Below are 13,101 nucleotides of genomic sequence, written 5' to 3'. Positions count from 1 at the left end.
CCGTGAGCCTCTGACTGTGGTCGCCAAACGGCGTCAATTTCAATGGTTGCCTGCCGCAGGTCCTGCCCCACAAAAGACCCGCATGCAAATTTCAAGCGTTAGTGGGACACTTCAAGGCATCGCCTGAACGCCGCAGCTGTTCCACCTCTCGCCCTGGGGATGCCCCCCCTTTTGACTCGCCTGCGGGGTTTGAGCAGCAGCAAACCGGTTGGCTCTCTTTGTCTGGCCCTCGTTAGCTTGTGCCATCCTCCCCGTTGGGGCTGAGAATGGAGTTGATCAGGCTGATTGTGACCGGGTGAATTTGGCAACGGCGAATCCGATGGGGTCGTCTCGATCTCGGCAGAAGTTGGCAATCAAGTCGTATCCCGTTTCACCCTCGGCATGTTCCCCCGTCGCTTCTTGATCTCGTTTGGCAATTTCCATTAGCAAGGGGATCACGGCTTGGCTGGGGACGTCACTGGGGACTTGTTGGACGGCAAACTCAATCGCCTCGCGATGTCTGCCGACGCGATCAAGCAGGTCCACGTAGGTCTCAATCGCACCACTACCGTGCTGATCTGTATCAATCGACTTGGCTTTGCGTTCAAACAACTTCAAGCCAGCATCCACATTTTTGCCCAGCAGGATGCCATAGAACGCAGCGTAGGAGGGATAGAAGTCGACAAAGGGCTCATCGCCCGGGTATTGGAACTGATGGTTCAGCTGACGGCCATACTGGGTCAATTCCCAGGCCTTCTGCAGGAGCTCTGGATCAGTGAGCGGCATGGCAAGGCGTACGGTGGACGACAAGTGCGTGGTGTCTAGGTGATAGCCACCATCTTTCAAGACCCAGGGGCGCTTGTCGATCATGTCAAACAGAGTTTCGTCTTCAGCGGGCGCTTGATCGCGTCCGGTGATGTCTTCGCGGACGAGTGATGTCAGCTCGTCATAGAAATGATTCAGCAAGCGAGTGCCGGCGGCCTGGCGATCGGCTTTGCTACTCTGTGCCAGCGACTGGTCAAATAAAGTGATGCTATTGCAGGTGCCTTGGAAGTCCAAGATTGCCTGAAAGCCGCGTCCAACATCGACTCCTTCGTGAAGCAGAACACGCTGCATTTCGTCAAAGTTGTCGTCGGTGATTTCAATCGATGCCAAGGCTTCGCGAATCAGTTGGTTGTCACCGGTCGGACGCAGGTACGTCCAGCCTTCGAAGACGCGTCCTTGGCGAATCAGCATTTCACCCGACTCACGACAGGCCTTCAACAATCCGGACTCAAGTTTGTGTTCGATCTCGTCCGAACGGACCGGTTCGTTTTCGACCGCGAGCAACGGCAAGCCCAAGTCGGCTCGTACCAACATCTTCTGGGCTTCAAACAGCTCCATGGGTTGTTCGTTCTGCCGATAGAATTCAATCAACTCACCGAGCATCGCCACCGGTTGCTGGTCATGACGATTTAAAGCTTCGAAGAGTTCGGGCGAGATAGCTGAAGACATTTGTTTTAGAGCGGTTTTGGAAGGAGTGTGGGGGCCGAGGCGGAGCCCCGTGCATTAGGAAGGAATGAGATCGTTCGCCCAGTCAACGAGATCAGGAGTCGGCATCGTCTGTTGGTGCTTGGAGATCCGTGGAATGAGCGGCATCGTTCTCTGGCGATGCTTCGTTGGACGGGGCGGCAAGGGCTTTGCCGTCCAGTGGCTTGTCGATCGAGCCGCCTGTCGCAGCCTGATTGCTGGAAGGGGGCATTGTTTGCTGTTCAGCATACTCATGCAAGATGCGTAACAGTTCTGCTAGCTGGCGAGCGCCTTGCGGCAAAGCGTTCTCGCTTTGATCGACCATGTCTGCCAACGGTCCCAGCACGTCTTCGCAGGTTTGGCGAATCTGCAGCATCATCGTTTTGGCCAGTTTTTGCTTTTCCAGGCAGAGCTTCACTCGATCCTTGGCTCGCTTGACTCGTTTTTGAGCCTCCAGGGCCGAGCGTCGATCGCTGGCTCGTGCGGCCGACTGTTGACGTTGCAGCGAATCAAGTGCTTCGGTGTGTTCTCGTTCGGCAAGCTTCATTTCCGTCGCCCAATAGACGGGGACGCGGCGGGTGAAGTATTCTTCTGCGCGAGCAACGGACATGCGAATCTCTTGCAACGCGGATTGCCATTCTTCGCTCAATCGCAGCATCGCTCGATGCAAGCGTTCAAGAGATTCGATATCGCGGACGTCACTGGAAGACATGGGTGATCGCTACGGAGTTAAGCCGGTCCTGGCGAGGTTCAATCAAGGTCACCCAAGCAAACGCATAAACGCATGGAGGTTTGCCAGCGCGAATTGGGCTTCATCATTCGCTCTCAAGTCGACGACGTCGTCATTTTGAATCGCATGATAGTCGCTGGCGAGCGTCGCGCACATTCTGAGCCGCTTGTTCGGGCGAATCCGCGGTGGCCGTCAAATGGCCCATTTTACGTCCTTCCTTGGCGTCTCGCTTGCCATATAAGTGCAAGGACACATTTGGAACCGAAAACGCTTGGTTCCAGGGTGGGTTTCCGCCAGCTGCCTGCCACAAATCGCCCAATAGGTTCGCCATCGCTGCGCCCGAGCAACGCAGATTGGGGTCGCCCAAAGGCAGGCCGCAGATCGCACGCACGTGTTGCTGGAATTGACTGGTGTGGTTGCCTTCGATTGTTAAGTGCCCACTGTTGTGGGGGCGAGGTGCCACTTCGTTGATCAGCAGTCTGCCGTCCTCTTGCACGAAGAATTCAACACAGAGCAGGCCAACCAAGTCCAAGACCTCTGCAGCCTTGCTGGCCATTTCAGTGGCATTGGCAATCTGGGACTGCGTCAGCGTCGAGGGGCAAAAGCTAACGTCTAGGATGTGATTGTGATGCTCGTTTTCAAAGGGAGGAAAACAACGCACGGATCCGTTGCGGCTGCGAGCGACGACGACGGAGGCTTCGCGTTGAAAGGGAATGAATTGTTCGGCAATCCAAGCATCATGTTCCGCCCATGGCACTTGGGCGGCTTGTTCCGCGTCTTGCAATCGATATTGACCCTTGCCATCGTAACCACTGCGAGCCGTTTTCACGATCACCGGCCACGCATGTCGCTCTGCAAAGGCGGCGACGTCGGCTGCACTGGAGACTTGCAAAAACGGGGTCACTGCCAGTCCCGCGTCTCGAAACGTTTGTTTTTCGATCAGCCGATCCTGTGCGGTGGCCAGGACATGATGCGAGGGGAACGTCGGCGCCTGTTGGCCACAACAGGCAATGGCTTGGGCAGGAATGTTTTCAAATTCCAATGAGATCACATCACACTGTTCGGCGAACGCGGTCAGCTGTTGATGATCGTTCAAGTCACCGATCACGCAGCGTGTGGCCACTTGAGCGCCCGGGGCATCTGCTGAGTCACAATAGACGACAACGTCATAGCCCATTTGCATCGCGGCGATGGCAAACATCCGTCCCAGTTGGCCGCCACCGACCATGCCAATGGTGCCGCCTGGTAACACGATGTTTGTGTCTTCGAATCTGGTGTTGCTGGTCGACGGAGCGTCGCCCTCACTTGCTTGTTGGCTCACGCTTGGTGTGACTCCAATTCCGTGTTGTCTAAAACAGCTTGTGTTTGAGCTTGAACAAACTCATCTAAGTTGGCCGCGATGTCCTGGTTTGCAGTGGCCAAAATTCTTGCCGCCATCAAACCGGCGTTTTTGGCGCCACTGGTTCCGATGGACATGGTGGCCACTGGAATGCCACCGGGCATTTGGACGATGGAGAGCAATGAGTCCAGACCTTGCAAGGCGCGGCTTTGCACGGGAACGCCAATCACTGGCAGCAGGGTTTCCGAGGCAACCATGCCGGGCAGGTGTGCTGCACCGCCAGCCCCTGCGATGATGACTTTGATGCCTCGCTCGGAAGCCGATTGAGCATAGGCCACCATGCGTGCGGGGGTGCGGTGCGCGCTGACCACGGTTCGCTCATGTGGAATGCCCAGTGACTGCAAAACGTCACAGGCAGGCCGCATGGTTTCCCAGTCATTCTTGCTGCCCATGATCACGCCTACCAAGGCGTCGGTGGGCGGGAACTCGGTTCCCTGTTGATTTGAATCAGACATTCGTTTGTCCGGTTGCGTTCAAAAGTTGATTTCAGATTGATTCGGTTAAGTATTGCAAAGCTTGCGGGTCGGTTAAATCCTGAACCACGCAATCGGCCCCTGCAGCCTGCAAGGCTTGGCGGTCATCCGAACCAGTGCACACGGCGAGGCAGCGGGCTTCGATGGAGCGAGCGCACTTGACATCATTGGTTGTGTCCCCGATCACGATGATGTCTTGGGAGGCCTGAACGCCGTGTTTGCTTTCAATGTGGCGTTTGGTCCGCCGAGCCATGTCGCAGCGAACCGGATCCAGATCGCCGCCCATCAGCCAGGGGAAATAGTCCATCAAACCGTACGTTTCAAGTTTGATGCGAGCTGTCTCGGGGAAGTTACCGGTCATCACAGCCAAGGCAAGCTGGGGCTTTCCGCTCAATTGCTGCAGTAATTCCGTCACGCCGGGCAGAACTTGGCCGGGAATGGTCGTGATGGCGGAGCGCAAAATTTGGCTGTACCGACGACGTAGCCGCCCCACATTTTGGATTGATGGCTCTAGGTTGGCCAGTTTTAATAGTTCCGCGGTTAAGTCGCGATCCGTTCGTCCAGCAAAGGAGATTCCCTCTGTCGAAAAGGACTGAACCTGAAACTCCACACGCATTGCTTTCGCCAGAGCCTGTCCGCCAGCTCGACGCGTGATTAGAAGCGTGCCATCAATGTCAAACAGGAGAGTTCGCATGGCGGTTATCCTAACACAGCAACAATCAGAGTTATAGCCGTCAACGGAAAACTATCGTGGTCGGTGGCCGCTTTCTGGAGGCCCGGTTGAGAGGTCTGGTTGGGAGGATCGTCAAGGTCGGAATTTGCCACCAAATGCCGTGCAAGCAGCTTTTTTAGCCCCACGGGTTGGTTTCTTCCTTCGCTAACCCTGCCAGCCTGTTATGACGCCCCAACGAATGCGGACCAAGAACTTTAGGAGGCGCTTTGACGAACCGCCTGGAACGGTCTTCCAATCACCCTTGTTCGCCAATTTTAGTCGCCAGTCTTGTCGGGGCTCCAATTGCAAGGCGGCGGGTTCTCTGAACAGGCAAGATTGTGACGGCTGCGTAACTTGTGGCAATTCAAGTTAGTGGCGATACTCTGGACTGAAACTGGTCACCGAAGCCGGCGGCGATCAGGCAGGTACCCGAACGAGAGCGGTAGACAGAATGACTGAAAATGCTTCCCCCCCAACCGTCGAGGATTCGTCCGGGCTGCCCGCGGCCGGTGCGGAGCCAGCCACCGATTCGGCTAAGCCACAATCGTTGGACAAAAGCAACCAGCGCGTTCAAGAGATGTTTCGCCAGATCGCGCCTCGGTATGACTTGATGAACCATCTGTTGTCGTTGAACATTGACAAGTTGTGGCGGAAACAGGCCGTGCGTCGAATGAAGTTTGTGCCCAATGTTCCCGTGCTGGACATTTGCACCGGAACCGGCGACTTGGCCTTTGCGATGTCCGAGGCCGCTCCCGCTGGCGTCGATGTCATCGGCAGCGACTTTTGCTTTGCGATGCTGGAGTTTGCCAAGAAGAAACAAGTCGCCAAGGAGTACAAGAATCAGCTCGAATTCATTGAGGCCGATTCGCAGTGCTTGCCGTACCCCGACAATCAATTCCAGTGCGTGAGTGTTGCCTTCGGATTGCGAAATATTGCCGACACCGATCAAGGGCTGGCCGAGATGACGCGCGTTTGCCGTCCTGGGGGACAGGTTTTGGTGCTAGAGTTCTCCAAGCCCAATGTGCTCGGCTTGCGTCAAGCATACAACGCCTACTTTAAGCACGTGCTGCCACGCATCGGACAATGGTTCGCGCGAAACAATAAGGCGGCCTACAAGTACCTGCCTGAATCGGTCAGCCACTTTCCAGACGGACAAGAGCTTGCCGACCGGATGCAGGCAGCTGGTTTGACGGACGTAACGTTCAAGCCATTAACCTTTGGTGTTTGCACGATCTATATCGGTGTCAAGCCCGAAGCAAATTGAGCGTAACAAAGGGGATGGAGATGGACGAGCGATCAGCAGACTCTAGCGAGCCGTTGGTGTTAGGGATCACCGGCGCCAGTGGTGCATTTTTCGCGGTTCGTCTGATGCAAGTTCTGGCAACAGATTCGATCCCCGTTCATCTGGCCGTTAGCCCAAGTGGCGCCGCAGTGATCCGTCAGGAACTGAAGCTGGACATCGATCCGCTTGCTCCAGACGTGCAGCGTTTGCTGGAGTTCATCCCGCCCTGGACGGACGACCAGCAAGCGAGCCGCATCCGAGACTTGGTCGCCGCGTCCGACTGGCGCAAGCGGTTTGTCGCGCACGCGTACAATGACTTTATGACGCCAATCGCCAGTGGATCCTTTCGCACGCGAGCGATGGTGATCTGTCCGTGCAGCGGCAGCACGTTAAGTGGCGTCGCACGAGCGGCGGCAAGCAATCTGATTCAGCGGGCGGCCGAAGTGCACTTGAAGGAGAAACGTCCCCTGGTGATGGTGCCTCGGGAAACGCCTGTCAGTACCTTGCAGCTGGAAAACATGCACCGACTCTCCAGCGTCGGTGTGACCATGCTGCCGGCGATGCCGGGTTGGTATCATGACGTTCAGTCATTGGATTGCTTGATCAATTTTGTGGTCTCGCGAATCTTGGATCAGCTTCAGATTCGCAATGACTTAATCAATCGCTGGGGAGAGCCACCCATCAAGCCCGTTCAGCGATCAGCGGAACACTGAATTGAGAAACAACATGGCCGATCAGCATTCGGAAACGATTCCCCGCGAACTTGACGCCGGTCCTGAGAGCAAGCGACGCGCCAGCTTGTCTGACTGGTTGGGCTTGATACGTTTTAGTCACACGCTGTTTGCGTTGCCGTTTGCAGCTCTGGCCACTGTGCTGGCCATTGCAACCCCGCTTCCCGATGGCAGCCTCGCACGCCCGGGTTGGCTGGACGTCTTGGCGTTATTGTTGTGCATGGTGACTGCCCGCAGTGCCGCGATGGCGTTCAATCGGTTGGTCGATCATCGGATCGATGCCGAAAATCCACGTACCATGAAACGCCACCTCCCTGCAGGAATCCTTTCGCGTCGCGCTGTGACGCTGTTCACACTGATGTGTTCGGCCGGGTTTGTTGGCAGCACTGCGTTGTTTTTGCCCAACTGGCTTCCGCTTGCCGGTGCGGTTCCCGTGCTGGTGTTCTTGCTCAGTTATTCACTTGCCAAGCGTTTGACCAGTGCAGCGCACCTCTGGTTGGGGATTGCGCTCAGCCTGTCCCCGATTTGTGCTTGGGTTGCCATACGTGGTCCCGCCTCGCTGCAGGATGCTGGCGGAGCCTGGACGGCGCTGCCCGGAGACCTGTTGGCACCGGTGATGATTGCCTTTGCGGTGGCCATGTGGGTTGCCGGGTTTGATATCGTCTATGCTTGTCAGGATGCTGATTATGATCGCCAATCCAATCTGCACAGCGTGCCGGCCAAGTTTGGTCAGCAGGGGGCGTTTCGGATCGCGGCGGGATTCCACGCTCTGATGTTCGTGTCGCTTGTTGCCCTGCCGTTCGTTGCACCGCAACTAGGGTTTGGATGGGTGTATTCGATCGCTTTGATCGCCATCGCCGGATTGATCTTGCGTCAGCATTGGCTGGTCCGGCCGGGCGAACTCGATCGCGTCAACGAAGCCTTCTTCCACGCCAATGTCGCCATCAGCGTGCTGTTATTAGTCGCTGGCAGCGTTGACAGTTTGTGGTTGTAGTTGCCAGAAGCTTATTTGACGGCATCCGATGCCACTGCGGGATGCATTTTGACTCGCAATCGAATGTGCGGTCCGCCTCGGTACACGCGCTGCGTGATGATGGGCTGGTATCCTTCGGCGATCAGTTTGAATCGCATGACACTGTAGCCACTGGTGCGCGGCCATTTCAATTGGTCACGCATGTTGCGTTTCAGGTTCTCTCGCCAGCGGACCACCGTTTTTCCGCTTTGGTCCCGTGACAATGATCCGGGGATCATGGTCACCTGGGGAATCGGTTTTCCGGTCAGGGCATCATGGACCGTTCCCTGAATCAGCCACATCGATCGCGTGAGCGAATCGACCGACTCCACCGGCCGGAGCTGTTGGTCGGGTTTGGTTGGTTCAGCCTGCTGCGAGGCGGTTGCCTGCTGGGCATCGCTGGTCGATGGGATCGCCAGGCAAGCCACGCCGATCAGCGTGGCGGAGACGGCGAACCGGCGCAGCGTTGCCGGGTTGCAGTTGTCAAGGAACCAACGATTGCGCGGCGGCGAGTGAAGCATGCCGCTAGTTTACTCCAAAATCACCAGCAGATCGCCAGCTTCGACTTGGGTTCCCGCAGGTGCTTGGATGGTCTTGATCGTTCCGGTCTTGGGGGCGTTGATGGTGGTTTCCATCTTCATCGCTTCCAGGACCATTAACTTCTGACCTTCCTTGACCTTGTCGCCTTCGGCACCGGCCACAGTGATCACCATGCCTGGCATACTGGCTGCGACGTGGTTTTCGTTGGCAGCATCAGCTTTGACAGCGGCTTTGGTCTCTGGTTCCAAGGATTTGTCCAGGACGGAGACTTCGCGAGGCTGGCCGTTGAGTTCAAAGAAGACTGTGCGGGTTCCGTCGGGGTGTGGCTGGCCAACGGTCAGGAACTTGATGATCAAGCGTTTGCCTTCTTCGATGTCGACTGCGATCTCTTCTCCTGGAGTCATACCATAGAAGAAGTTTGGTGTCGGCATTTTGGAAACGTCGCCAAAGGACTGCACATGTGCGGCGAAGTCGGCGAACACCTTGGGGTACAGCAAGTTCGTCACGGCCAGCTGATCGGACTCTGTTTCACCAATCAGTTCCGCAGCCTGTTTGCTGGACTCGCCGACATCAGCATCCGGCATCGATTCACCGGGACGCGTCAGCACAGGTGCCTGATCGCCAAGGATTTTGTCCATTACCGGTTGTGGGAATCCGCCTGGTGGCTGTCCCATGCGACCGCCGATCAAGTCCAGAACGCTGGTCGGGTAGGCCAGCGCTTTGTCACTGGTCAAGACTTCCTGAGCGGACATTTCGTTGGCAACCAGGAACAGTGCCATGTCGCCAACGGCTTTACTGGTCGGAGTCACTTTGACGATGTCGCCGAACAACTGATTGACTTGTGCATACGCTTTGCAGACATTGGCCCACTGATCGGCCAGTCCCAATGCACGAGCTTGTTGAAACAAGTTCGTGTACTGGCCACCGGGCATTTCGTGTTCATACAAGTCACCGGTTGCGGGCAAGACGTCGCTTTCAAAGGGACGATAGAACTCGCGTGCGGCCTGCCAGTAAGTGGCCAGCTGAGTCAACGCTTCGGTGGACAAATCACTTTCACGCGGCGTGTCACGCAGTGCTTCAACGATCGCATTGAGGTTCACTTGGCTGGTGCCGCCAGACATCGGTGCCAGGGCAGCATCGGCGATCTGCAAGCCTTCGTCAGCAGCTGCCAAAATGGTTGATGCTTGGATGCCCGCTGTGTCGTGCGTGTGCAAGTGAATCGGAATGCCAATTTCTTGCTTGAGCGTTTTGACTAACTCGGTCGCTGCCTTGGGCTTGAGCAACCCTGCCATGTCTTTAATGGCCAACAGGTGAGCACCCATCTTTTCCAGGTTCTTGGCCAAGTCGACATAGTACTGCATGTCATACTTGGTACGGCCTGGGTTCTGTAAATCGCCGGTGTAGCAGATCGAGGCTTCGCAGATGCCGCCTTCTTCGATCACCGCTTCCATTGCGACACGCATGTTGTCTTGCCAGTTCAGGGCATCAAAAACGCGGAAGACATCCATGCCGGCCTGGACCGCTTCACGCACAAACAAACGCACGACGTTATCGGGATAGTTTGTGTAGCCCACGGCGTTGCTGGCACGCAGCAACATTTGGGTCAGAACATTGGGAATCGCTTGACGCAAATCGGCCAGACGCTGCCAGGGGGATTCTTTCAAGAATCGCATGCTGGTGTCAAAGGTGGCACCGCCCCACATTTCTAAAGAAAATAATTGCGAGGCATGCTGAGCGTACGCGGGGGCAATTTGCAACATGTCGTAGGTTCGGACACGAGTGGCCAGCAAAGACTGGTGCGCGTCTCGCATCGTGGTATCGGTCAGCAGCAGACCCTTTTGCTGGTTGATCCACTTGACCAGTCCTTCGACACCTGATTCACGGAAGATATCCTTGGTGCCCTTGGGCAAGGGGGCCAGTGGGTTCGTTTCAGGCAGCGGTGCAGGCACACGTCGCGTCGCTTCAGGGCGACCGACAACCAGCGAATTCGAGTTGACGATGGTTTCCCCAATGTACGTCAACAGCTTGGTTGCGCGGTCACGTCGCTTAGGAAGTTCAAACAGCTCTGGCGTGTTGTCGATCATTCGCGTCGTTGCTTCGCCAGCCAAGAAGGTCGGGTGGCTGATCAGTTTCATCAAAAACGGAATGTTCGTTTTGACGCCGCGAATTCGGAATTCTTGGAGACACCGATCCATCCGCGAGGCAGCTGCCGCCAGCGAGGAAGCCCGCGCGGTGACTTTGACCAGCATCGAATCGTAGAACGGGTTGACCACCGCACCACTGAATGCGGTGCCAGCATCCAGGCGAATGCCTAGGCCGGCCGCCGATCGATAGTGGCTGATCCGTCCGTAATCGGGACGGAACTGGCTGCTGGGGTCTTCGGTGGTCACGCGGCATTGCATGGCAAAGCCGGTGGTGTGGATGTCTTTTTGTGCCGGGACGCCGACGACTGTGTCGCTCAGTTTGTGGCCTTGAGCAATCAAAATTTGCGTGCGGACGATGTCGATCCCAGTGACTTCTTCGGTCACCGTGTGTTCGACTTGGATCCGTGGATTGACTTCGATGAAGTAAAATTTGTTGGTCTCGGTGTCTAGCAAGAACTCAACGGTTCCGGCGTTTTCATAGCAACCGGTTTCCGTGCCGACAGCATGACCGATCCGCAGCGCGGCTTCGCATAGCGCGTCTCGAACATCGGCATCAAGGTTGGGCGCCGGTGCGAGTTCAACGACCTTCTGGTGGCGGCGCTGAACACTGCAATCACGTTCATACAGGTGCACCAGATTGTCACCATCACCAACGATCTGAACTTCAATGTGACGGGCTCGCTGGACAAATTTCTCCAGGAAGACTTCGTCGCTACCGAAGGCGGTTTGCGATTCGCGTCGAGCGGCTTCCAGTTGTGCGGGCAATTCATCAGCGGATTGCACCACGCGCATCCCACGCCCACCGCCACCGTGGGCGGCTTTCAACATCACGGGAAAACCCATGTTTTCCGCTAGTGCGACAGCTTCATCGGGATCCGTCAGTGGCTTGTTTTCTCCGCCCAAGACCGGTACATCGGCTTTCTGGGCCAGAATCCGCGCCGACATCTTGTCGCCAAGTTGATTGAGCGAATTGACGCTGGGCCCAACAAAGGTGATGCCGGCCTCTTCCAAGGCTTGGGCAAAGGCTGATCGTTCGGATAAAAAGCCATAGCCAGGGTGCACCGCATCGATGTCGTGCTTTTTGCAGAGCGCAACGATTGCTTCAACGTTCAAGTACGATCGAATCGGCTCGCCCGGCTGACCAATCTGGTACGCTTCGTCCGCCTTGAAACGATGCAACGCATAGCGATCTTCATGCGAATAAATCGCTACCGTGCGAATGCCCAATTCCGAGGCACTGCGGAAGACTCGAGTCGCAATTTCGCTGCGGTTGGCAACAAGAAGTTTTTTGAAGGGACGAATTGTCATGAACCGGATTTCCTAGCTCGAAATTTCCTATCGTTTCAACAATCAACAGCAGTCGGCGTGACGTCAACCGCCAACCACAGGCATCCAGAGAGCGTGTGGGTTGCAGGATGTCCGCAGAGGGGGCAATGACTCACTGTGATGACGTGCTGTGAGTCCAGAATTTAACCCATCGCTGCCAAATGGTCACCGTGGGCAGACCCATGAAAATGGTATTTCCTGCGGCTCGACGCTAAAACTTGCCAGTTTTGAGTCCTCTGCGGGGGTGTGCCTGCCAACACCGATTGCTTCTCGCTCGATGCATGGCAAATTGCCGCAGCCTGATGGCAAACACGATCCCAAAATCACGATCCCAAAAACACGGGCCAGTGTCTTAGGCCTTTTCCTCTGTGGCCGTCAATTGGATGAGCGAGCGGAATCGTAACCGGCAACCGATGGCCAACCAGAGCATGAATCCCAGCACAACAGACAGCACCGCCACACTGAGACCGCTGGCAACTGGCTCGCTGGCAAACTGAAACCCAAATCGCAACTCACGGGCCATTGCCAGTGTCGTGGTGGCAACCCCAGAGACGGCGAAGCAAAAGATCGCCAATCCCGTCAGCTTTACCGGCACAGCATCGTGGCACATCTTGGCCAGCTCGCGCTGTGTTAGCAGCATCAATGCCACGGCGATCAGAAACGTGGAATATGCCGACGCCAGGAACAGCGGAGTCAATCCGATCAAAGCCCCGATGCGGTGGACTTGCATGACACCGACCAGTACCAAGATGCCGGCGACGTAATACAGGACAATTGCTAACAGTGATAACTGGCGATGTTTGCTAACCGCTTGAGCAACTCGCAGGCAACTGAATGGAAGGAAGATTGCAAGCAGCAGGACCACCAAGTAGGGCAGGATTCCCCAGCCGCCGATCATTCTCAAAACATGCGTGAGGACGGACCGTTGATTGTCAGCCGTCCCATTTTGAAAAAGCAAGCCGAACAAAGTGGACAGCATGACTGCGGTTGCCAGGGCGACGCAAACAATCACGCCGCTCAGCCCCTGTCGTGCCATCACGATCTGAGCCGCCGTGACGTTTCCTTGGTTTTGATCAAGTGATTCAGGGGGCGCCTCAAGAACGGTCTCAGGACTACGGTAAGGGTTTTCAAGTTGCATCTCTAAATGGGTGCTCACAGACTGGTCTGGCAAACAATCCATTCAAGCTCCGGCTACAATAGCGGCGACCATTGAATTGCGCTGATGGTAAAAATCATAACGCCTCCATTGGTCCATGCGGAACAT

The 13,101-nt window shown here is 56.1% G+C and carries 11 protein-coding genes; 3 read left to right on the top strand and 8 right to left on the bottom strand.

The features are described 5' to 3' along the window. Positions 1–276: 276 nt before the first annotated feature. The 5 genes from SV7mr_RS15230 to SV7mr_RS15210 form a co-directional block, all read right to left on the bottom strand. On the bottom strand, positions 277–1,473 hold the full coding sequence (locus SV7mr_RS15230) for a hypothetical protein (RefSeq protein WP_419187428.1): 1,197 nt from the start codon (positions 1,471–1,473) through the stop codon (positions 277–279). 91 nt (positions 1,474–1,564) lie between these two features. Continuing rightward, positions 1,565–2,200, bottom strand: coding sequence for a hypothetical protein (locus tag SV7mr_RS15225; RefSeq protein ID WP_145273865.1), 636 nt, complete (start codon positions 2,198–2,200; stop codon positions 1,565–1,567). Positions 2,201–2,330: 130 nt separating this feature from the next. Then, the gene (locus tag SV7mr_RS15220) at positions 2,331–3,539 is read right to left on the bottom strand and encodes a 5-(carboxyamino)imidazole ribonucleotide synthase (RefSeq protein WP_419187427.1); all 1,209 of its coding nucleotides are present in this window, start codon (positions 3,537–3,539) and stop codon (positions 2,331–2,333) included. Further along, complete coding sequence (gene purE, locus SV7mr_RS15215; protein WP_145273862.1) at positions 3,536–4,072, bottom strand: 5-(carboxyamino)imidazole ribonucleotide mutase; 537 nt, start codon at positions 4,070–4,072, stop codon at positions 3,536–3,538. Before purE ends, SV7mr_RS15220 begins: the two co-directional genes overlap by 4 nt. A 31-nt stretch (positions 4,073–4,103) precedes the next feature. Continuing rightward, complete coding sequence (locus tag SV7mr_RS15210; RefSeq protein ID WP_145273859.1) at positions 4,104–4,784, bottom strand: HAD family hydrolase; 681 nt, start codon at positions 4,782–4,784, stop codon at positions 4,104–4,106. Positions 4,785–5,253: 469 nt separating this feature from the next. On the opposite strand from SV7mr_RS15210, the gene ubiE reads away from it, so the two are divergent. From ubiE to SV7mr_RS15195, 3 genes are read left to right on the top strand one after another with little or no spacing between them, the layout of a single operon-like run. Continuing rightward, entirely contained in the window at positions 5,254–6,066 is an 813-nt protein-coding gene (gene ubiE / locus SV7mr_RS15205) for a bifunctional demethylmenaquinone methyltransferase/2-methoxy-6-polyprenyl-1,4-benzoquinol methylase UbiE (RefSeq protein WP_145273856.1), read from the top strand. A gap of 20 nt (positions 6,067–6,086) precedes the next feature. Next, entirely contained in the window at positions 6,087–6,797 is a 711-nt protein-coding gene (locus SV7mr_RS15200) for a UbiX family flavin prenyltransferase (RefSeq protein WP_145273853.1), read from the top strand. A gap of 13 nt (positions 6,798–6,810) precedes the next feature. Continuing rightward, the gene (locus tag SV7mr_RS15195) at positions 6,811–7,809 is read left to right on the top strand and encodes a UbiA-like polyprenyltransferase (RefSeq protein WP_145273850.1); all 999 of its coding nucleotides are present in this window, start codon (positions 6,811–6,813) and stop codon (positions 7,807–7,809) included. A gap of 11 nt (positions 7,810–7,820) precedes the next feature. On the opposite strand, the gene SV7mr_RS15190 is transcribed toward SV7mr_RS15195, so the two are convergent. The 3 genes from SV7mr_RS15190 to SV7mr_RS15180 all read right to left on the bottom strand — a co-directional run bounded on the left by SV7mr_RS15190 (position 7,821) and on the right by SV7mr_RS15180 (position 13,017). After that, the gene (locus SV7mr_RS15190; protein ID WP_145273847.1) at positions 7,821–8,348 is read right to left on the bottom strand and encodes a hypothetical protein; all 528 of its coding nucleotides are present in this window, start codon (positions 8,346–8,348) and stop codon (positions 7,821–7,823) included. A gap of 9 nt (positions 8,349–8,357) precedes the next feature. Next, complete coding sequence (locus SV7mr_RS15185; RefSeq protein WP_145273844.1) at positions 8,358–11,819, bottom strand: pyruvate carboxylase; 3,462 nt, start codon at positions 11,817–11,819, stop codon at positions 8,358–8,360. 370 nt (positions 11,820–12,189) lie between these two features. Next, the gene (locus SV7mr_RS15180; RefSeq protein WP_145273841.1) at positions 12,190–13,017 is read right to left on the bottom strand and encodes a hypothetical protein; all 828 of its coding nucleotides are present in this window, start codon (positions 13,015–13,017) and stop codon (positions 12,190–12,192) included. Between the last annotated feature and the right edge of the window lie 84 nt (positions 13,018–13,101).

Origin of the sequence: Stieleria bergensis, from assembly GCA_007745635.1 — a bacterium.
In the GTDB taxonomy this organism is placed as follows: Bacteria; Planctomycetota; Planctomycetia; order Pirellulales; family Pirellulaceae; genus Stieleria; species Stieleria bergensis.
Note: the sequence above shows the minus strand (reverse complement) of the source record. Positions and strands in the feature narration are given on the sequence as shown.